General features: G+C 73.5%; 18 protein-coding genes. 8 read left to right on the plus strand and 10 right to left on the minus strand.

Annotated features, from left to right (window positions below):
- The 3 genes from ACIBIW_RS21660 to ACIBIW_RS21670 all read right to left on the minus strand — a co-directional run bounded on the left by ACIBIW_RS21660 (window position 1) and on the right by ACIBIW_RS21670 (window position 2,869).
- Window positions 1–1,323 carry an NAD(P)/FAD-dependent oxidoreductase gene (locus ACIBIW_RS21660; RefSeq protein ID WP_399338569.1) on the minus strand — a complete coding sequence of 441 codons (1,323 nt, stop codon included), beginning with the start codon at window positions 1,321–1,323 and terminating at the stop codon, window positions 1–3.
- A 186-nt stretch (window positions 1,324–1,509) separates the two neighbouring features.
- Window positions 1,510–2,127, minus strand: coding sequence for a hypothetical protein (locus ACIBIW_RS21665; RefSeq protein WP_399338570.1), 618 nt, complete (start codon window positions 2,125–2,127; stop codon window positions 1,510–1,512).
- A gap of 118 nt (window positions 2,128–2,245) precedes the next feature.
- A complete protein-coding gene (locus ACIBIW_RS21670) occupies window positions 2,246–2,869 on the minus strand; it encodes a hypothetical protein (protein WP_399338571.1) in 624 nt (207 codons plus the stop codon).
- 176 nt (window positions 2,870–3,045) lie between these two features.
- Between ACIBIW_RS21670 and ACIBIW_RS21675 the strand changes: the two genes are divergently transcribed.
- The 3 genes from ACIBIW_RS21675 to ACIBIW_RS21685 all read left to right on the plus strand — a co-directional run bounded on the left by ACIBIW_RS21675 (window position 3,046) and on the right by ACIBIW_RS21685 (window position 5,001).
- Window positions 3,046–3,798 (plus strand): XRE family transcriptional regulator, encoded by a 753-nt coding sequence (locus ACIBIW_RS21675; protein ID WP_399338572.1) that lies wholly within the window; start codon window positions 3,046–3,048, stop codon window positions 3,796–3,798.
- 124 nt (window positions 3,799–3,922) lie between these two features.
- Window positions 3,923–4,432: a hypothetical protein gene (locus ACIBIW_RS21680; protein WP_399338573.1), complete on the plus strand. Its 510-nt coding sequence runs from the start codon at window positions 3,923–3,925 to the stop codon at window positions 4,430–4,432.
- 215 nt (window positions 4,433–4,647) lie between these two features.
- A complete protein-coding gene (locus ACIBIW_RS21685; protein WP_399338574.1) occupies window positions 4,648–5,001 on the plus strand; it encodes a VOC family protein in 354 nt (117 codons plus the stop codon).
- Window positions 5,002–5,064: 63 nt separating this feature from the next.
- Here the strand turns inward: ACIBIW_RS21685 and ACIBIW_RS21690 are convergent, their stop codons facing one another.
- The 6 genes from ACIBIW_RS21690 to ACIBIW_RS21715 form a co-directional block, all read right to left on the minus strand.
- Window positions 5,065–5,613 (minus strand): GNAT family N-acetyltransferase, encoded by a 549-nt coding sequence (locus tag ACIBIW_RS21690; RefSeq protein ID WP_399338575.1) that lies wholly within the window; start codon window positions 5,611–5,613, stop codon window positions 5,065–5,067.
- A 38-nt stretch (window positions 5,614–5,651) separates the two neighbouring features.
- Window positions 5,652–6,584 carry an LD-carboxypeptidase gene (locus ACIBIW_RS21695; RefSeq protein ID WP_399338576.1) on the minus strand — a complete coding sequence of 311 codons (933 nt, stop codon included), beginning with the start codon at window positions 6,582–6,584 and terminating at the stop codon, window positions 5,652–5,654.
- Window positions 6,581–8,560: an LpqB family beta-propeller domain-containing protein gene (locus ACIBIW_RS21700; RefSeq protein WP_399338577.1), complete on the minus strand. Its 1,980-nt coding sequence runs from the start codon at window positions 8,558–8,560 to the stop codon at window positions 6,581–6,583. Before ACIBIW_RS21700 ends, ACIBIW_RS21695 begins: the two co-directional genes overlap by 4 nt.
- Window positions 8,561–8,568: 8 nt before the next feature.
- Complete coding sequence (locus ACIBIW_RS21705; protein WP_399338578.1) at window positions 8,569–9,915, minus strand: M20/M25/M40 family metallo-hydrolase; 1,347 nt, start codon at window positions 9,913–9,915, stop codon at window positions 8,569–8,571.
- Entirely contained in the window at window positions 9,908–10,741 is an 834-nt protein-coding gene (locus ACIBIW_RS21710; RefSeq protein WP_399338579.1) for a M55 family metallopeptidase, read from the minus strand. The genes ACIBIW_RS21705 and ACIBIW_RS21710 overlap by 8 nt, the downstream gene beginning before the upstream one ends.
- A gap of 209 nt (window positions 10,742–10,950) precedes the next feature.
- Window positions 10,951–12,810 carry a glycoside hydrolase family 2 protein gene (locus tag ACIBIW_RS21715; protein WP_399338580.1) on the minus strand — a complete coding sequence of 620 codons (1,860 nt, stop codon included), beginning with the start codon at window positions 12,808–12,810 and terminating at the stop codon, window positions 10,951–10,953.
- Window positions 12,811–12,965: 155 nt separating this feature from the next.
- Between ACIBIW_RS21715 and ACIBIW_RS21720 the strand changes: the two genes are divergently transcribed.
- The 4 genes from ACIBIW_RS21720 to ACIBIW_RS21735 all read left to right on the plus strand — a co-directional run bounded on the left by ACIBIW_RS21720 (window position 12,966) and on the right by ACIBIW_RS21735 (window position 17,728).
- Complete coding sequence (locus ACIBIW_RS21720; protein ID WP_399338581.1) at window positions 12,966–14,096, plus strand: LacI family DNA-binding transcriptional regulator; 1,131 nt, start codon at window positions 12,966–12,968, stop codon at window positions 14,094–14,096.
- A 441-nt stretch (window positions 14,097–14,537) separates the two neighbouring features.
- Window positions 14,538–15,878, plus strand: coding sequence for an extracellular solute-binding protein (locus ACIBIW_RS21725; RefSeq protein WP_399338582.1), 1,341 nt, complete (start codon window positions 14,538–14,540; stop codon window positions 15,876–15,878).
- Window positions 15,879–15,889: 11 nt separating this feature from the next.
- Window positions 15,890–16,843 carry a carbohydrate ABC transporter permease gene (locus ACIBIW_RS21730; RefSeq protein WP_399338583.1) on the plus strand — a complete coding sequence of 318 codons (954 nt, stop codon included), beginning with the start codon at window positions 15,890–15,892 and terminating at the stop codon, window positions 16,841–16,843.
- A 12-nt stretch (window positions 16,844–16,855) separates the two neighbouring features.
- On the plus strand, window positions 16,856–17,728 hold the full coding sequence (locus ACIBIW_RS21735) for a carbohydrate ABC transporter permease (RefSeq protein WP_399338584.1): 873 nt from the start codon (window positions 16,856–16,858) through the stop codon (window positions 17,726–17,728).
- Between the two features lie 20 nt (window positions 17,729–17,748).
- Here the strand turns inward: ACIBIW_RS21735 and ACIBIW_RS21740 are convergent, their stop codons facing one another.
- Window positions 17,749–18,723: a helix-turn-helix transcriptional regulator gene (locus ACIBIW_RS21740; RefSeq protein ID WP_399338585.1), complete on the minus strand. Its 975-nt coding sequence runs from the start codon at window positions 18,721–18,723 to the stop codon at window positions 17,749–17,751.
- Between the two features lie 96 nt (window positions 18,724–18,819).
- On the opposite strand from ACIBIW_RS21740, the gene ACIBIW_RS21745 reads away from it, so the two are divergent.
- A complete protein-coding gene (locus tag ACIBIW_RS21745) occupies window positions 18,820–19,230 on the plus strand; it encodes a VOC family protein (protein ID WP_399338586.1) in 411 nt (136 codons plus the stop codon).
- The last annotated feature ends 79 nt before the right edge of the window (window positions 19,231–19,309 follow it).

A 19,309-nucleotide genomic window follows, 5' to 3' on the forward strand; every position in this document is an offset into this window, starting at 1 on the left:
TCAGTCGTCCTCCCTCGGGTGTCCCGGCACCCGCGCCAGCTCGGGCGAGGCCGATTCCAGTGGTACGGAGCCGGAGCGGACCAGGCCGAGCTGGACGCCCTGGCGCGGCAGTGCCGCCTCCAGCAGCCAGTCGGCCGCGACCCGCACCCGGTTGTCCGGCATCGCCGCAAGGTGGTATCCGCGGGTCACGGCGCCCGCGAGGGGCCCGGAGAGGGCGAGTCCGAACGGGTTGGCGGCGCCCTGGACGCCGCCGAGGTCCACGGTGAAGCCCAGGTCGCGGTGGCGGTAGGGGACCCTGGTGCCGTGGCCGAGCGAGGCGGCGACGTTGGTGCCCGCCGTCCTGCCCTGCCGCCAGGCGTGCTGCGCCGTCATCGGGGCCGACTTGCCCGGGTGCTGCGGGTCGGGCACGGCGGCGGCGTCCCCGCAGGCGAATACCTCGGGGTGGCCCGGCACGTTGAGGTACTCGTCGACGACGAGGCGGCCCCGGTCGAGCGGCCGGTCGAGGCCGTCCACCACCGGGTCGGGGCGCACCCCGACACACCAGATCAGCGTCTTGGTGGGCACCGACTCGCCGGTGTCGAGCAGCACGCCCTCCTTGGTGGCCTCCTTGACGGACGTCTTCGTGCGGACGTCCACGCCGCGCTCGCGCAGCACCCGGTCGGCGGTCCGCGACAGGCGCTCGTCCAGCTCGGGCAGCAGCCGGTCGGCGATGTCGAGGAGCATCCAGCGCGGCTTCATGCCGGAGCTGAGCGGGTGCCTGCGCACCAGGGCCTCGGTGAGGAGCTGGCCCTGGGCGGCGACCTCGGTGCCGGTGTACCCGGCGCCGACCACCACGAAGGTGCAGCGGGCCCGACAGGTCTCGGGGTCGCTCTCGGCGGTCGCCAGCTCGATCTGGCGGGTCACCTTGTCGCGCAGGTACAGCGCCTCCGGCACCCCGCGGAAGCCGTGCGCGTACTCGGCGACGCCGGGGATCGGCAGCAGCTTGTTGACGCTGCCGACGGCCAGCACGAGCCGGTCGTACGTGAGCCGCCCGCTGCCGCCCTCCGGGTCCCGGTAGTGGACGGTGCGGGCGGCGAGGTCCACGTGCTGTGACTCGCCGAGCACGAGGCGCACGTGCGGCAGGGTGCCGGAGAGCGACACGGTGACCCTGCGGGGCTCAAGCACCCCGGCCGCGACCTGGGGCAGCAGGGGCAGGTACAGAAAGTAGTCGGTCGGGTTCAGCAGGGTGATGTCCGCCTTGCCGCGGCTGAGCTTGCTCAGCGTCCGGGCGGTGCGGTAACCGGCGAATCCGGCTCCGACGATCAGGATGCGGGATCGGCTCACGTTGCGCTCCCTGGCATGGCGACACGGGACGGCCCGCACCGGGCCGCGGACCTTCCGCGTAACCGCGCTGCGGGTGGCCAAACATGCGGGGCCCTCCGGTGGGGTGCCGCGGGGCCGGGAGCGGCCGTCGGCGCCGCCGCCACGGACGCCCCTCATGAGACGTGAGCCCGCGGGCCAGGGGCCGCCTCAGTTCCGCTGGTCGTAGAAGGGCCTGAGCCGGTGGGCTCTGCGGCAGGGCGAGCATGCCCAGCGCCCGCCGGCGTCCAGGCTCGACATGCCGGTGACCGTCACCAGTTCGGTGCCGGGGGCGTAGCCCTCGTGCCAGTGGCACCACCCGACACCGCTCGCGGCGGCCCGCCGCTGGCCGTGGCGGGTCAACGCCCGCACCGCTTCCGGGGCACACAGACGCTCCGGTTCCATCGGGGGCACGATCCAGTACGGCGTCTGTCCTGAGGGCTGGGTGACGGTCGGCGCAGGCGTGTTCATGTGATGCTCGGGTTCCAGGCACCGTACATACGCGACCGTGTTGTGCCAGGACTTGGCGGTGTCCGTGGGCACGAGGGGGTAGTAGCGGGCACGCGACGGGTCGTGGAGCACGGGCCCGCCCAGGCGCTCACCGAGCCGTGCGCGGACGGCGTTGGGGTCGGCGGTTCCGACGGCGGCGTGCACGATCAGCGCGGGCAGCCGCACCGCGGTGAACACCACCCCACAGGGGAGCGCGGCCAGCCCGCCCGGCCGTTCCCATGCCTGGTGTACTTCGGTGGGCTGCGGGTGCGCGGAGGCAAGCCAGTCGGCGGCGGGCATGTCCAACTCCTTGGCGTCTTTGGGGTGGTGGGGGTTACCGCCCGGCGCGTGAGTATCCGAGCGGGCCGTCGCCCTCGCCCCGTGTGTGAGCCACAGGTTGGGACGAGGGGATCAGGGATCAGATGTGCTGTTCGGTGACGGACCTCAAACCCTTCGCGCTGCGGCAGTCCTGGCAGGCGTACAGGCTGACGCCTGGCCCGCTCATCTGCTCGATAACACCCACCAGTTCGGTGCCGTGCGCGTAGCCGTGATGCCAGTCGCACCAGCGCACCCCCGCCGCCCGCTCCTGCCCAAGCCGCGCCAACTCCTCCACGGCCATCGGGTCGCACAGGTGACCGGGCCCCTCGACCGGCACCGCCCAGTACCCGTTCACGCCGGAGGGACGGACGGCGGCCGGACTGGGGATGCCGAGGTAGTACTCGGGCCCGAGGCATTCCGCCCACGGCAGCGGCCAGCCCTTCGCGGCACCGGCCGCCACGAGGGGGTAGTAGCGTCGGTTCCCCGGGTCGTGGATCACCGGACCGTGCAGCGCACCGGCGAGGGCGGCACACAGGGCGTCGAGATCGTCGAGGCCGACAGCGGCTTGCACGATCGCCTCGGGCAGCCGCACCGCCGTATACGGCCCGGCGCACGGCAACGCCGCCACGCCGTACGGGTGCTCCCACGCCTCGTACACCTCGGCCGGACGCGGGTGGGCGGAAGCCAGCCAGGCAGCAGCGGAGCGGCTGCGGTCCGCAGACACGGACACACGGTCCCACATGGGGCTCATCTGGGGTCCCCCTCATCTCCTGATGTGGTCACACAAAGAAGATGACGGCTGTACCGAGAGTCGCGCGGCGTCCGATGAGGCGTCAAAGCGACGGCACGCAGGGCGTCATTCCGGTGTCATTTCGTCTTGGGTCCGGCTACCGTGACCTCATGGCAACGCCGAACAGCGCGCTCCGGGCAGCCCGTATGGGCCTGCTCATGTCGCAGGACGACTTCGCCCGCGCGGTCCGCGACGCGGGAACCCGCGCCGGACAGCCCAACGACGCCAGCAAGCGCCTGGTGCAGCGCTGGGAATCAGGCACAACCGGCGCTCCCCGGCCCGTCTACGCACGAGCCCTCGAAGCAGTCACCGGCCTCCCCATAGAAGCCCTCGGGTTCACCACCCCGGTCCCCCTCGCGCATGTCCACGAAGACGGGCGCGGCGGCCACGACGTGGACCCCTACCCCGCGCCGACGACCACCAGCAGTACGCAGCCCGGGCGGCAGGAACCCCACGGCAACCACTCCGGAGTCTGGCTCAGCCGGTACGAGTACTTCAGTTCAGGACGCGACGCCGCCTTCGCCGGGCAGCACTTCGTGGTGCTACTCCAGCACGCCGGCCGAATCACGGTACGCAGCCTGCCGCGCTCGGCCGACAGCCGTCTCGCGGTGGACCTCGACCTGGACGGGCACGTGGCCACGGGTACCTGGACCGAGCAGACCGCCACCGAGGGCTACTACCGCGGGGCCCGGTACCACGGCGCAATCCAGCTCCTCGTCGAGCCCACCGGGCGCCGCATGTCCGGGAAGTGGATCGGCTTCGGCAAGGAGTTCGACGTGAACACCGGCCCCTGGGAGCTGATCTTCCAGGACGCCTCCACGACCAAGGCCACCCTCGACCACTACAACCGGGCCCCTGAGTGACCTCCAGATCCGGACATGACGGAGCGCCCCCGGGGCGGTGAGGGCGGCGGGGGGACGTGTCGGGTCAGGGGTGGCGTCGGGCTACGGCCGAGTGCCACTCCCTCGTCCAGTCAAGAGGAGAACCGTGACCACTATCGCCGTGACCGGCCACATGGACCTGACCGACACCACCGTTCCTCTCGTCCGGCGTGGGCTGAGGGAAGTGCTGACGCCTTATTCCGCCGATACCGGTCTCGTTGGCGTCTCCTGTATCGCGCAAGGCGCAGACTCGCTTTTCGCTCAGGCTGTACTGGACATCGGAGGACGCCTGATCGCGCTCATCCCATCCCGGGACTACAGGCAGAGCCAGGTGAAGCCGGACCACGCAGGGGTCTTCGACAGACTCACCGATGCCGCCACGGAAGTGGTCGTCCTTGAGCACGAGACGGCGAATCGGGCGGCCTACGAGGACGCGAACCGCATTCTGCTCCAGCGTGCCGACCGGCTCGTGGCCGTCTGGGACGGTAAGCCGCCCTCGGGCAAGGGAGGCGGCACGGCAGACACGGTGGCCGAGGCGCGTGCGGCAGGGCTGCCCATCGACGTGATCTGGCCGAGCGGTGCGGAGCGTCGAGGCCGGCCCCCACTCCGGACATGACGAAAGGGCCTTGCCCACTCCGTGGAGGGGCGAGAAGGGGAGGGGTCTGCTCCCGCGTGACCAAGCAGATGGACCGTGCCATCATGGTGGCGCTGCGGGACAGATGGGAGGGGGCGGGCGCGCCGTAACGGCGGGTGGTCGGCTTCCGGCCGTTTTCCGCTCAACCGCAGTCGTACACGGGAACCGCAGGTCAGAAGGATAGGGGCGGCTCAGCTTTGGAAATTCTGGGAACCACGCTGCGCATCTGCGTCGAGGACCTGGAGGCCACCGTGCCGTTCTACGAGCGGCTCGCCGGCACTCGGGCGCTCCGCTTCGAGCGCGGCGGGGTACAAGTCGCGGCGGTCGGCTGTTTTCTCCTGATGAGCGGCCCCCAGCAGGAGTTGGACGTGCTGCGCAAGGTCGCGGCGACCATAGCCGTGGAGGACGTGGAGGACACCCGTAACGTCCTCGTCGCGGCCGGTGCCCGGGTGCTCGCGGGACCGCTGCCCTCCCCCGCGGGGCGCAACCTGATCGCGATGCACCCGGACGGTTCCGTCTTCGAGTACGCGGACCGGCACGCGGTCGTCTGAGCCGCCCCCCGCCCTCGTGTACGGCGGCGCGTCCACCGGTGCGCTGGGGCGCGCCGCAGCGTGTCAGTCCCGCGCCATCTCCGCGGTCATCGCCCAGCGCTCGTGGTCCCGCCAGGCGCCGTCGATGTGCAGGAAGCCGGGCGAGTAGCCCTCAAGGCGGAAGCCGAGGCCGCGGGCGAGCGCGACGGAGGCGGTGTTGGCCGGCTGCGCGTTGATCTCCAGGCGGTGCAGCCCGAGGCGGTCGAAGGCGTGCCGCACCACGAGCCGCACCGCCTCGCCGGTCAGGCCCTGGCGCGCGGCGTGCGCGAAGGCGCCGTAGGAGAGGGTGCCGCTGCGGGCGGCGCCGCCGATCACGTTGCTGATGTTGACGAACCCCGCGATGCCCCCGGTCTCCAGCGCGCACACCAGGAAGCCGTGCCGTGCCGGGTCGTCGTTGAGGGCGCGGGCGTAGCGGGCGTAGGCGTCGGCGGTGGTCGGCGGGAACAGCCACGGGTGGTGCAGCGCGGTGCTCTGCGCGGCCCGGGTGGTGAACTCCTCCATGTCCCCGGGGGTGAAGGGCCGCAGCCCCACCCGGGGCCCGGTCAGCGCGTAGAAGTTGTCGATCTGCCGCATCGGGCCACCGTACGCCGCGCCGCCCGCCCGGCGCCCGGTCACCGCAGCGCGGGCTCCGCGAGTCGCAGCACGGGGGTGTCGCCCGTCGCGTCGAGGACGGCGGCGGCGCCGAGCGGCACGGTGCGCGGATCGGGGCCGTGGCCGAAACCCGCGTCGGTGACCAGCGGTACGCCGAGGCCGCCGAGCCGGTCGAGGAAGAGCGCGTCCAGTTCGTCCGGGTCGCCGCAGTCCCGCCAGGAGCCGAGGAGCACCCCGGTGGCGCCGTCGAACCAGCCGGAGCGCAGGAGTTGGGTGAGGTAGCGGTCGATACGGTACGGCTCCTCCTCCACGTCCTCCAGAAGTACGAGGCCGCCCGCCGCCGACCGGCGCCCGGTGGGGGTGGCGAGGTCGGAGGCGAGCAGCGAGAGGCAGCCGCCGAGGGTGACGCCCCGCGCGGTGCCCGGGAGCAGGGTGCGCCCGCCCGCGAGGGTGCGCGCGGTGTCGGGCTCGAAGAGGGTCCTGTGCAGTGAGCGCCGCGCCGCCGGGCTGGCGAGGAAGCCGTCGGTGGCGACCACGGGCCCGTGCAGGGTGGCGAAGCCGAGCCGGGTGGCGAACGCCTCGTGGAGCGCGGTGATGTCGCTGAAGCCGACGAACGCCTTGGGGCCCGCGGCGCGCAGCGCGTCCCAGTCGAGGAGGTCGGCCATGCGCTGGGCGCCGTAGCCGCCGCGGGCGCAGAACACGGCCGCCACCCCGGGGTCGCACCAGGCGCGCCGCAGGTCGGCGGCGCGGTCGTGGTCGGTGCCCGCGAGGTGGCGCAGGTGGGTGTCCGCGGTGTGCTCCCCGGCGACGGGGTCGAGCCCCCACTCCCGCAGCGCCGCGAGGCCCGCCGCGAGCCGCGGCGGGGGGACGGGCCCGCTGGGCGCGACGACGGCGACCCGGTCGCCGGGCGCGAGCCGCGCCGGGCGCGCCAGGGGGGCGAGCGGTGCCGTCACTCGGTCAGCTCCAGGGGCGTGATGCCGGGCGCCTCGAAGCCGAAGACCTGTGCGTACAGGGAGAGTTCGGCCTCCACGGCGCGGATCATGGTGTCGGCGCGGCGGAAGCCGTGGCCCTCGCCCTCAAAGGCGAGATAGGCGTGCGGGACACCCCGGCCGCGCATCTGTTCGAGGAAGCGTTCACACTGGCTCGGCGGGCAGATGACGTCGTCGAGGCCCTGGAGCAGCAGGAAGGGGGCCCTGACCCGGTCGGCGTGCGCGGCGGGCGAGCGCTCGCGGTAGCGCTCGGGCACCTCGGCCGACGGGCCCACCAGGGACTCCAGGTAGCGGGACTCGAAGTCGTGGGTCTCGCCCGGGCCCCAGCTCGTGAGGTCGAGGATGGGGAAGCTGATGGTGCCGCAGGCGTAGGTGTCGGTGCCGGCGAGCGAGGCGGCGCTCGTCCAGCCGCCCGCGCTGCCGCCGCGGATCGCGAGGCGGCGCGGGTCGGCGCTGCCCTCGTCGGCGAGGGCGAGGGCGACGGCGGCGCAGTCCTCGACGTCCACGACGCCCCACTGTTCGCGCAGCCGGTCGCGGTAGGCGCGGCCGTAGCCGGTGGAGCCGCCGTAGTTGACCTCGGCGACGCCGATGCCGCGGGAGGTGAAGTAGGCGACCTCCACGTCGAGGACGAGCGGGGTGCGGCTGGTGGGGCCGCCGTGCGCCCAGATCACGTACGGCGGCAGCTCCCCCTCAGGACCGGTGTGGGCCGGGTGGTGCGGCGGGTAGACGTGGGCGTGGATCTCGCGGCCGTCGGGTCCGTGGAAGACCCGGGTCGCGGGCGCCGGGTAGTAGGCGGGGTCGACGGGGTCCCAGTGGTGGGCGCCGATGACGGCGGCCGTACGGGTGTCGGTGTCGACCTCGACGACCTGGAAGCCGGTGTGCGCCGCCGCGGCGACGGCGACGACCCGGCCGCCGCCCGCGTCGAGCGGGGAGGCCCACTCGGTCCAGGGCGCCTCGGCGTCGGTGAGGCTCCCGGTGGCGGGGTCGAGGAAGCCGAGGCGGGTGCTGCCGACGCCGTGGATGACGGCGATCCGGCCGTCGTCGAGGGGCGTGAACCAGCGGTCCCCGATGCGCCACAGCGGCCCGGCGAACTCCTCGTCGCGGGGGCAGAGCGCGGTGGCGGTGCCGTCGGGCTCGCGCCGGTAGAGGTTCCACCAGCCGCTGCGGTCGCCCGCGAACAGCAGCCGCCCCCGTGGGTCCCAGTCGACCTGGGAGACGGACTCCCCCGAGCCGCCCTCGACGGTGACGGGCTCCCCGAACACACCGTCGGGACCGACCTCGGCGAGCTGCACCTCGGTGCCGTCCCAGGGCATCGCGGGGTGGTCCCAGGCGAGCCAGGCAGCGCGGGTGCCGTCGGGCGAGAGCCGGGGGCCCGTGACGAACCTGCGCGCGTCGCCGGTCAGCTCCCGTACCGCGGCGCGGTCCTCGGCCGCCGAGCCGTCGAGGGGCACCGCGGCGAGCACCCGGCGCAGATCGCCGGGGGCGGGCCCGGTGAACTCCTCCAGGACGCACCAGACTTCGCCGAGCCCCCGGTGGATCTGGGGGTCGGCCCAGCGCAGTCCGCCGCCGACCGTGGAGAGCGGGGTGAGGGGGCGGGGCGCGGCGCCGGGGGCGTCCGGCTCGTAGGCGTAGAGGCGCTGGTCGGGGAAGTGCACGAACACCACGAGCGGGCCCTCGTCGCGCGCCGCGGCGGCCCAGGGGCGGCCGCCGTACTCGATGACGCGGCTGCGTGTGTTCCACGGCTCCGGCAGCACCGGCTCGGGGGCGGCGCCGGGGCGCAGCCGCATCAGGGCGCGGCGGCCGCCCTCGGCGGGGCGGGGCTCGGTCCACCAGGTCTCGGTGCCGACGCGGCCCGGGTACTCGGGGCGGCCGTCGTGCGAGGCGGCGAGGCGGGCGTCGATCGGGGACGGCCAGGACCCGTACGGCAGGGGGGTGGTCATGCGGCTCCTTAGGCGGTGCGCAGGAAGCGGTCGAGGACGCGGACGCCGAAGTGCAGGGCCTCGACGGGGACCCGCTCGTCGACGCCGTGGAACATGGCCTGGTAGTCGTAGCCGCGCGGCAGCCTCAGCGGCGAGAAGCCGTACCCGGCGATGCCGAGGCGGGAGAACTGCTTGGCGTCGGTGCCGCCCGACATGCAGTACGGCACCACGTGCCCCTCGGGCGCGAACTCCTCGACGGCGGCGCGCATCCGGGCGAAGACCGGGGCGTCGACCGCGGCGAAGGGAGCGACCTCGTGGTGCTGGAACTCCCACTCCACGTCGGGCCCGGTGAGCCGGTCCATGGTGGCGCGGAACTCCTCCTCCGCGCCCGGCACATAGCGGCCATCGACGTGCGCCACCGCCCGTCCCGGGATCACGTTCACCTTGTAACCGGCGTCCAGCATCGTGGGGTTGGAGCTGTTGCGCACGGTGGGGGCCACCAGCTCGGCCGCCTCGCCGAGGCCCTTGAGGAGGGTGTCGACGTCGAACCCAGGCGCGTCGAGGTCGGCGGGGACGCCGTACAGCTCGGCGAGTGCGGCGAGGGCGGCGCGCACGGTGGGGGTGAGCCTGAGCGGCCACTCGTGGTCGCCGATGCGGGCGACGGCGGCGGCGAGGCTCGTGACGGCGTTCTCCCTGTTGACCTTGGAGCCGTGGCCCGCGCGGCCCCTGGCGGTGAGCCTGAGCCACGCGGTGCCGCGCTCGCCCGCCGCGATCGGGTACAGCTCGCGGCCGTCGGCGTGGAAGGTGAAGGCGCCGGACTCGCCGACGGCCTCGGTGCAGCCCTCGAAGAGGGCGGCGTGGGTGTCGGCGAGGAATCCCGAGCCGTCCTCGGCGCTCGCCTCCTCGTCGGCGGTGAAGGCGATCACGATGTCCCTGCGGGGCCGTACACCCGCGCGGGCCCAGTGCCGCGCCACGGCGAGGACCATCGCGTCGGTGTTCTTCATGTCGACGGCGCCGCGGCCCCAGACCACACCGTCCCTGACCTCGCCGGAGAGCGGGTGCACGCGCCACTCCCCGGCGTCGGCGGGCACCACGTCGAGGTGGCCGTGGACCAGCAGCGCGGGGGCCGAGGGCTCCGTGCCCTCGATCCTGGCGACGACGTTGGTACGGCCAGGGGTGCGCTCCAGCAGCTCGGGGGCGAGACCGGCGTCGGCGAGGCGCTCGGCGGCGTACTCGGCCGCGGGGCGCTCCCGGCAGTCGCCGCCGCCCCCGTTGGTGGTGTCGATCGCGATCAGCTCGGACGTGAACCGCACGACCTCGTCGAGTGCCAGGGCGTCGGGTCCTGGACCCGCGGGGGCTCCGGTGTGCTCAGCCATACTGTTCCTCCACGGCGGACGACACCAGCGTGGTGACCGCCTTGAACGTGCGGATTCCCTCGTACATGGTGTCGCTGGTGTACGCGACGCGGCGCTCGCCGGTGCGCTCCACCGAGGGCACCACCGCCGCCGCCATCGACAGGTGCGCGGCGTCGAACTCCAGCTCCACGGTGAAGGGGCCGCCGTCGACGGGCTCGTGGCGGACGGCGAGCGGTGCGGCGCCGGCGGCGGCGGCCCTGATGTCGGCGGCGGTGCGGGTGGGGGTGCGGCAGACGGCCGCGTAGCGCGAGACGTGGTCCTTGACGGCGACCTTCGGCGCCCCGGGCGCGTAGCCGAGGGCGTCCTCGCAGGCGAGGTCGTCGCCGGTGACGAGGACGACGGGGACGCCGAACTCGGCCACCACATGGGAGTTCAGCAGGCCCTCGCTGGCCCGGTCGCCGTTGATCCAGACGCCCGTGATCGAGTTCGCCAGATAGGTGTGCGCGAGGACGCCCTCCATACCGGCCCCGGTGTGGTAGCCGACGAAGGCGATGCCGTCGACGTCCCCGTGCTGGACGCCCTCGACCATGGAGAGGTCCTTGTGGCGCCCGGTGAGCATCTGCACCCGCTCGTCCAGGTTCTCCAGCAGCAGGTTGCGCATCGTCCAGTGCGCCTCGTTGACCACCACCTCGTCGGCGCCGCCGTCGAGGAAGCCGAGGGCGGCGGCGTTGACGTCGGAGGTGAAGAGCGACCGGCAGCGCTCCCACTGCGGGGTGCCGGGCAGCACGTCGGCGGGCCAGGTCACCCCCGTGGCGCCCTCCATGTCGGCACTGATGAGGATCTTCATACGAGGGTCCGCACCTCCACGTTCAGAGAGCCCAGGCGACTCAGGGACAACAAATATTGACATCTTTCCCGGTGGTATACAGCAAGGCCCCCGCCGCGGCCGAGGGTGTTTCGGACAGGGCGGGGGCGGATGCCGGGCGGGGCGCCGCGGGGTGTGCGGGGCGCCCCGGGCGTGGGGTGTGGGCAAGGTGTGCGGCGCTCCGTCGCCGGTCAGTCGCGCACGGCGGGGGCCGCCTTGCCGGTCACGATGGCGCGGAGGGTGTCGAGCGGCAGCTTCGGCTCGCCCGCGGCGGTGAGGAGGCCGTTGGTCTCCTGCGCGGTGTCCATGAACTGGGTGTAGCAGAAGCCCGCCACCAGGGGACTGTCGTGGAGGGCGCCGAAGAGTTCGTCGAGGAGCTTGGCGTACTGCGCGGCGGAGCCGGTCTGCGTGTAGAAGAAGTCCCCCGCGTCGCTGTCGAGCGCGAGGCCGCCGAACTCCGTGATCATCAGGGGCGCGTCCCCGGCCGCGAACCGCTCGCGCTGCGCGTCGGTCAGGACGAGCCTGCGGCCCTGCGGCCCCGGGCCCGCGAGCAGCGCGCCGAAGGCGGCGGCGTCGCGGTAGTGGCCGCGCAGCACGCCGGGGTCGCCCGCGTAGTCGTGGACGCCGAGGATGTCGCTGTCGGTGTGCTCCCAGCCCTCGTTGGACAGGACGGGCCTGGTCGGGTCGGCGGCGCGGGTGAGGTGGGCGAGGGCCTGCGAGAAGTGCCGCTGGGCGGGGTCGCGGGCGATGTCGGAGACGCCCCAGCTCTCGTTGACGGGCACCCAGGTCACGACCGAGGGGTGGCTGCGGTCGCGGCGCACCAGGTCGAGCCACTCCCGGGTCAGCAGCTCCACCGCGTCGGTGCCGTACTCGTACGCCGCGCCCGTCTCGCCCCACACCAGCAGGCCGAGCCGGTCGGCCCAGTAGAGGAACCTGGGGTCCTCGGCCTTCTGGTGGAGGCGTACCGCGTTGAAGCCCATGGCCTTGATCGTCTCGACCTCGCCGCGCAGCTCCGCCGAGCCGCGCGAAGCGAGCTGGGTGTCCTGCCGGTAGCCCTGGTTCAGCACCGAACGAACGTAGTACGGGCGGTCGTTGAGCAGGAAGCTGCCGCGGCCGACGCCCGCGCTGCGCAGCCCGAGGTAGCTGTCCACGGTGTCGAGGGGGGCGCGCGGCGCCCCGGTGGCGGCGCCGTCCCCGGGCGCCTCGCGCAGCGTGACGCGCGCGTCGACGAGGGTCGGGGACTCGGGGCGCCACCACAGGTCCTCGCGGTCGATGCCGCCGCGCAGCGCGGGTATCGGCACGTCGAGGCGGACCCGGCGCCCGGTGGTGACGGCGGCGGTGCGGGCGAGCACGCGCTCGCCGAGCCGCAGTTCCACGTCGACCGCGAGCGGCGCGGTGAGCGGCCGGGCGAGGACCACCTCGGCGACGGCGCCGTACGTGGGGTCGGCGCGCCAGGCGAGGTCGGCGATGTGCTGGGCGGGCACCGCCTCGGTCCACACCGGCTGCCAGATGCCGGTGGTGCGCTCGTACCAGACCGCGTGCGGGCGCTCCTGCCAGTCCTGCTTGCCGCGCGGCACGGAGAGGTCGGCGGGGTCGTCCTCGGCGCGTACGACGAGGGTGTGCTCGGCGGCGTCCCGGCGCAGGGCGTCGGTGACGTCGGCGGTGAACGGGCTCTGGCCGCCCACGTGCGCGGCGACGAGGCGGCCGTCGAGCCAGACCCTGGCGCGGTGGTCGACCGCCCCGAAGTGCACGAGCGAGCGGTCGCCGGGCGCCGCGTCCCCGGGCACGAGGGCGTCGTGCGGCACCCGCAGCCGGTACCAGACGACCCGGTGCGGCGCGGTGTCGCCGATGCCGGAGGCGGGCGACTCCGGCGGGAACGGCACCACGATGCGGCGGTCGAAGCCGCCGGTGGCCCCGGGCTCGAACCAGCCGTCGCGCTCCCCCGTGTCCGCGTCGTCGTACCCGAACTCCCAGTCGCCGTCCAGGCTCCGCCACCACGCGCGGCGCAGCATCGGCCTCGGGTATGTACCGTCGAGATCGCTCGCGTTCACGGTTTCCTCCTCTGGCCGCCCGGCACACGTTCCGTACAATCGAAGTCCGCTCATCATGAATGATCTTTTGCATCGATGCAATGCCGTGCCGGGCGGTCCGGGGCGGCCCCGATCCTGTGGTGTGCGGGCCGGTGAAGACCAGAGGAGCACCAGCGGTGGCCAGCAGAGTACGGATGCGGGACGTGGCCGAGCACGCGGGCGTCTCGGTGCGCACCGTGTCCAACGTGGTCAGCGGATACGCGCACGTCAGCCCGGAGACCAGGGCGCGGGTGCAGCGCTCGCTCGACGAGCTGGGCTACCGCATGGACTACCTGGCGCGCGGCCTGCGCTCGGGCCGCACCGGGTTCGTCGCGCTGGCCGTGCCGTTCCTCGCGGAGCCGTACTTCGCGGAGCTGGCCCAGGCGGTCATCGGGGCGGCGGCGCGGCGCGGTGTCACGGTGCTGGTGGAGTCCACCGCGGGCGACAGCGAGGCGGAGCGGCGCATCCTGGCGGGCGGCCTCACCAACGTGGCGGACGGGGTGCTGTTCAGCGCGCTCACCGTGCCCGCGTCCGACGTGGACGCCACGGCGCCGGACTTTCCGCTGGTCATGCTGGGCGAGCACGATGTCGGCGACCACTTCCCGCGGGTCGGCATCGACAACGTGGCAGCGGCACTCACCGCCGTGGAGCACCTGCTCGAACAGGGGTGCAGGCGCATCGTGGCGCTCGGCCTCAACGAGAGCGAGAACGGCCGCCAGCGCGCCGAGGGCTACCGCCTGGCGCTGTCGGCTGCGGGGGTGCGGCGGGTGAACTGGCTGGTGGTGCCGGTACGCGACTGGACGCGTGACCAGGGCCACGCGGCGGTGCGCCATCTGCTCGACGGCAGCGGGCCGCTGCCCGACGCCGTGTTCGCGTTCAACGACGCACTGGCGGTGGGCGCCCTGCGGGCGCTGAACGCCTCCGGGGTACGGGTGCCCGAGGACGTCGCGCTGGCCAGTATCGACAACGTCCCCGAGGCCGCGTACACCCATCCCCCGCTCACCTCGGTCGCCCCCGACCTCGACGTGATCGCGGAGCGCGCGCTGAGCCTGCTCGACGAGCAGCAGGCGCCCCGCGGGGGCCGCGGCGCGGGCCGGGCGGCGGGCCCCGCGGGGCGGGAGCCGGCCCGGAGCGCGGACGGCGCGGCGCAGACCGGGACCGGGCGCGCGGCGACACCCCGGGAGGCGACACCGTTCCGGCTGGTCGTACGGGAGTCGTCGCTACGGCGCGGGGGCGCGGGGCGCGGGGGCGTGGAGCGCGCGGAGTAGCCGGGCGGGGCGGGGCCGCCCACTCCGTGTGCCGGGTCTTGGAGCGGCGGCGATCGGCCGTTGACCGCACCCCCACGGCCCACCGCCCGAGCCGAGGAGCGAGCCGACGACCGACCGCCGCCTGAGCCACCGCCTAAGCCACCACCCGAGCCACCACCCGACCATCCCCCGAGCCACCTCCCGACCATCCCCCGAGCCGCTGACCAGGCCGTCGGCCCGGCGGCTCGGCAAAGCGTCGACCCGCCTATTGCATCGTTGAAAAGCATGTGTCACTCTCTCGGCCAGCCACTGTGCGCTCCGGCGTCCCGGGCCCGTACCCGGCGGTGTGTCACGGCGCGCAGCCGCGCGCCGCGGGCGCCGCCGTGGCGGCCGCCCGGCGGGGGCGCACATCGATGCGGCGTCGCACACGGGGCGGCGAGGCGACGGGACGGGGGGACTCTCATGGGCACAGCGGTGACGCGCCGGGGCCTGCTGGCCCTGGGGGCCGGGCTCGCCTCGGCCGGTGCGCTGTCGGCGTGCTCCTCCCCGCTGGCCTCCGGTCTCGCGGGCACCCAGCCGAACACCGCCGACGTCATCTTCTGGAACCTGTTCACGGGCGGCGACGGCGCCAACATGACGCTGATGGAGGACGCGTTCCGCAGGGAGCACCGCGGCACCAGCGTCGAGGCCACCATCCTGACCTGGGGCAATCCGTACTACACCAAGCTCGCGCTGGCCACCGCGAGCCGCACCCCGCCGGACGTCGCCATCACCCACCTCTCCCGGCTGCCGCTGCTGGCCGCCTCGGGGCTGCTGGAACCCGTCGAGGACACGGGGGTGGGCGAACTCGGCGTCACCGAGGACCGGTTCACGCCCGCGGCCTGGCGGAAGGCCACCGTCGACGGCACGGTGTACGCGGTACCGCTCGACACCCACCCCTTCGTCCTCTACTACAACGTCGACATGGCGAAGAAGGCCGGGCTGCTGAACGCCGCGGGCGACGGCCTGAAGCCCATGGCGGGCAAGGCCGCGTTCACGGACGCGCTGCGCGCGATGAAGGAGGCCACCGGCAGGTACGGGGCCGTGATGGCGACCACCGCGGACCCCTCCACCGCCTGGCGGTGCTTCAGCATGGTCTACTCGGGGCTCGCCGGGCCCATGGTCGCCGACTCGGGGACCGAAGTGGCCGTGGACGACGACGCCATGCGGGAGTCGTTCGCGTTCCTCCAGGGGCTCACGGGCCCAGGGCTGATGCCGGGGAACGTGACGGGCTCGGGCGCCAACGCGCTGTTCGCCACCGGCAAGGCCGGGTTCCTCTTCGACGGGGAGTGGCAGATACCGTCCTACCGCGAGGTCAAGGGCCTGCGGTTCAACGTGGTGCCGTTCCCCGCGCTGCTGGGCGACAAGCCGGTCGCGTACGCCGACTCGCACGCGCTGGTGTTCCCGCACAACCCGCGGCGCTCCGACGGGCGCACCGCGACCGCGGCCCGGTTCGTGAAGGGCCTGCTGGACCACAGCGACATCTGGGCGCACGGCGGCCATGTCCCGGCGTGGCTGCCGACCCAGCGCAGCAAGGCGTTTCTCGACCAGTCCCCGCAGCGCAACTACGTACGCGCCGCGTTCGACGCGCGCTACGACCCCAGCGCCTGGTACACGGGCGCGGGCTCCGACTTCCAGACCACCGTCGGCGCGACGGTCATCGAGGCCCTCGCGGGGCGGCTGCGCCCCGGGGCCGCCGTCGCCGCGGTCCGCGCCGACCTGCGGCGCTTCACCACCGCCCGGCCTCCGGTCACGATGAAGTAGGAGGGTGTCCCATGACGACCGTCGCCCCCGTGCTCGACGCCGCAGCGGCGGCGTCAGGGCCCACGGAACGCGGCCGTACGCCGCGCGCCGACCGCCGGGCGGGGCTGCTGCTCAGCGCGCCCTTCATGGTCGTGTACCTGGTGTTCCTCGTCGGGCCGCTGCTGGTGGGCATCGTCCTGAGCTTCTTCAACACGACCACCGTCAAGGACGGCCTCGGCGACTGGGTGGGGGTGTCGAACTACTCGACGGTGCTGCGGGACGCGCAGTTCTGGTCGGCGATGTGGCACTCGGTGCTCTTCACCCTGATCACCACCCCGCTGCTCGTGGTGCTCGCGCTGCTCGGCGCGATCCTGGCGTCCCGGATACCGCGCGGGCGGGTGTTCTACCGGCTGGCGTTCTTCGCCCCGTACGTGGTGCCCTCGTCGGTGGTGGCGCTGGTCTTCCTGTGGATGTACACCCCCGAGGTGGGGCTGCTGCCGAAGCTGTTCGGCGCGGTCGGCCTCACCCCGCCCGACTTCCTCGGGACCACCTCGGGCGGCTGGACCGCGGTGGTCCTGATGACCCTGTGGTGGACGTTCGGCTTCAACTTCGTGCTGTACACCGCCGCGCTCCAGGACATCCCCCGGGACGTGTACGAGGCGGCGGCCATCGACGGGGCGGGCCCCTGGCAGCAGATCACACGGATCACGGTGCCGCTGCTGCACCGCACCACGAGCCTGGTGCTGATCCTCCAGATCCTGGCGTCGCTGAAGGTGTTCGACCAGATCTACCTGCTCCTCCAGGGCGGCCCCGACCAGTCGACGCGGCCGGTGATCGAGTACATCTACGACACCGGTTTCACCTCGTACCGCGGCGGTTACGGCGCCGCGGCCACCCTGGTCTATTTCGTCATCATCGTCGCGGTGTCGGCGGCCTGGTACGCGCTGCGCCGCGTGACAGGCGGCGGCGCCCGTGCGGCGGCCTGAGCGGAGGACACCTTGGCCACCATCTCCGAGGCGCCGCGCGCCGGTTCCCGCGGCGTGCCGGCGGTCGACAGCGCGAAGCTCTTCAACCGCCTCTGCGCGGTGTGCGTCACCCTGTTCGCGCTGATCTGGCTGGTGCCGTTCGGCTGGGCGCTCATCACCTCGCTGCGCGAGGACGGCGCGATCACCAAGGACCCGATGTCGCCGTTCGCGGGCGGCTGGTCGTTCCACGCGTACTCCTACGCCTGGGACAACTACCCGCTGGGGTACTGGTACCTGAACAGCCTGGTGATCTCGGCGCTCGCGGTGGTGTTCACCGTGGCGCTGTGCTCGATGGCCGGGTTCGCGCTCGCCCATCTGCGGTTTCCCGGGCGGGGGGCGGCGGTGGCGCTGGCGTCGGCGGGCCTCATGCTGCCGACGGAGGCGCTGGTGCTGCCGCAGTTCATCGAGTACCGGTCGATGCACCTGCTCGGCACGTACTGGGCGCTGGTGCTGCCGTCGGTGGCGGCGCCGGTGTCGGTCTTCGTGTTCCAGGCGTTCTTCCGCGGCATCCCGAGGGCGCTGATCGAGGCGGCCCGTATCGACGGCGCGAGCTGGTGGCGGGTGTACCGCACGGTGTGCATGCCGATCTGCCGCCCGGCGGTCGCGACGGTGTCGATCCTCACGTTCATCACCTCCTGGAACGCCTTCCTCTGGCCCCTGCTGTCACTGAGCCAGACCAAGTCCCAGACGATTCCGGTGGGTCTGGCGTCGCTGGTGAGCAACAGCAACATCCAGTACGCGGAGGTGATGGCCTCGTCGGTGCTGGGGTTCCTGCCGCTGATCGCGGTGTTCCTGGTGTTCCAGCGCAGGATCACGGAGGGCATCGCGACCACCGGCATCAAGTAGCCGCGCCTCGCGGGGACTTGTCAGGCGCCGCGGGCACGGGCGGCGAACCGGTCCGCGAACGCGACGACGAGGGCGCGCAGTTCGTCCGGGCGCTCGACCATGAACGGCAGGTCGAGCGCGGCGAGTACCGGCGGCAGCCAGTCGAGCCGCTCCACCCGCAGCTCGGCCCTGACCCACGGCGGGGTGCCGTCCGGCTCCCGCGCACCCGGCTCCTCTTCCAACACGGCTACGCTCGCGGGCAGTTGGGCACGAATCCGCTCGACGGTCCCCCGTACCCGCAGGGTCACCCGGTGCCGGTACGCGGCGGTGGCGAAGCCCTCAAGCAGCCGCCGCGCCCGGTCGGTGTCCGGCGGCGCCTCGAAAGAGCCGGGCCGGGTCCTGGCGTCGGCGACGCGGTCGAGCCTGAACGTGCGTTCCGCGCCGCTGCGGGAGTCGGCGCCGGTGGCGTACCAGCGGCCCGCGTGGGCGACGATGCCGTACGGGTGCAGGACGCGTTCGCTCTGCCCGCCGTCGCGGTCGGTATAGCGGATCGCGACAGGACGCCGGTGGCGCACCGCGTCGGCGAGCGTGAGCAGCACCCCGGGGTCGGGTGCGTGCGCGGTGCGGGGCGGTTCTGTGAACGCCAGGGAGTCGAGGAGGGCGTCGAGCCGGTGGGCGAGGTGCCGTGGCAGCACGCGCCGTATCTTGGCCGCCGCGGTCTCGCCCGCGGTGGGCAGCGCCGCGGCCGGCCCGGCGACGAGGCCGAGAAGCACCGCGAGGGCCTCGTCGTCGCCGAGCATGAGCGGGGGCAGCCGGTAGCCGGGGGCGAGCCGGTAGCCGCCGTAGCGGCCGCGCACCGACTCCACGGGCACCCCGAGGTCGACGAGGTGGTCCGCGTAGCGGCGCACGGTGCGCCCGCCGACGCCGAGCCGGTCGGCGAGTTCCGCGACGGTGCGGGTGCCGCCCGACTGGAGGAGTTCCAGGAGCGTCAGCACACGCCCTGTCGGTCGAGACATGCGGACAGCGTAGGCCGCATAGGGGACCGTTTCTGTCCGCTATCTCTCCTAGCCTGCACAGCGCACGACCCGTTCACCGGCAAAGGAGACCGCATCATGGACCTTGTTTCGATCCGCGTCATCACGGGAGACGTCGCGCGCCTCGTCGCGTTCTACGAGCGGGCGCTCGGGGTGGCGGCGGACCGGGCCTCGGAGGACTTCGCCGAGCTGCGGACGCCGGGCGGCACCCTCGCCATCGGCAGCACGAAAACGGTGCGGATGTTCGCGCCCGGCGCCGCGCGCCCGGCCGCGAACCAGAGCGTGATCGTCGAGTTCCTGGTGGACGACGTGGACCTCGCACACCGGCGCCTGGCGGACTTCGTCACCGATGTCGTCGGCGGCCCCGCCACGATGCCCTGGGGCAACAGGTCGCTCCTCTTCCGCGACCCGGACGGCAACCTGGTGAACTTCTTCACACCGGTCGCCGAGGCCGCCGCGGCCCGGCACGCGGCCGGGCGGCGGGCATGAGAAGCCCCCTCGCGCGAAGGGGGTGCGTCCCAGAGATCAGATCGGCGCGGGTGACAAGGTGCTCTACCGGGTTGAGCTA

It is taken from the genome of Streptomyces sp. NPDC050560 (genome assembly GCF_044457285.1).
GTDB lineage: Bacteria > Actinomycetota > Actinomycetes > Streptomycetales > Streptomycetaceae > Streptomyces.

What these genes read in the sequence shown, in the direction of transcription:
- ACIBIW_RS21690 (WP_399338575.1), bottom strand. Translation starts at nt 5,613, where the DNA reads ATGCGGCAGATCGACAACTTCTACGCGCTGACCGGGCCCCGGGTGGGG.
- ACIBIW_RS21705 (WP_399338578.1), bottom strand. Translation starts at nt 9,915, where the DNA reads ATGGCTGAGCACACCGGAGCCCCCGCGGGTCCAGGACCCGACGCCCTG.
- ACIBIW_RS21745 (WP_399338586.1), top strand. Translation starts at nt 18,820, where the DNA reads ATGGACCTTGTTTCGATCCGCGTCATCACGGGAGACGTCGCGCGCCTC.
- ACIBIW_RS21700 (WP_399338577.1), bottom strand. Translation starts at nt 8,560, where the DNA reads ATGACCACCCCCCTGCCGTACGGGTCCTGGCCGTCCCCGATCGACGCC.
- ACIBIW_RS21710 (WP_399338579.1), bottom strand. Translation starts at nt 10,741, where the DNA reads ATGAAGATCCTCATCAGTGCCGACATGGAGGGCGCCACGGGGGTGACC.
- ACIBIW_RS21725 (WP_399338582.1), top strand. Translation starts at nt 14,538, where the DNA reads ATGGGCACAGCGGTGACGCGCCGGGGCCTGCTGGCCCTGGGGGCCGGG.
- ACIBIW_RS21675 (WP_399338572.1), top strand. Translation starts at nt 3,046, where the DNA reads ATGGCAACGCCGAACAGCGCGCTCCGGGCAGCCCGTATGGGCCTGCTC.
- ACIBIW_RS21730 (WP_399338583.1), top strand. Translation starts at nt 15,890, where the DNA reads ATGACGACCGTCGCCCCCGTGCTCGACGCCGCAGCGGCGGCGTCAGGG.
- ACIBIW_RS21665 (WP_399338570.1), bottom strand. Translation starts at nt 2,127, where the DNA reads ATGCCCGCCGCCGACTGGCTTGCCTCCGCGCACCCGCAGCCCACCGAA.
- ACIBIW_RS21740 (WP_399338585.1), bottom strand. Translation starts at nt 18,723, where the DNA reads ATGTCTCGACCGACAGGGCGTGTGCTGACGCTCCTGGAACTCCTCCAG.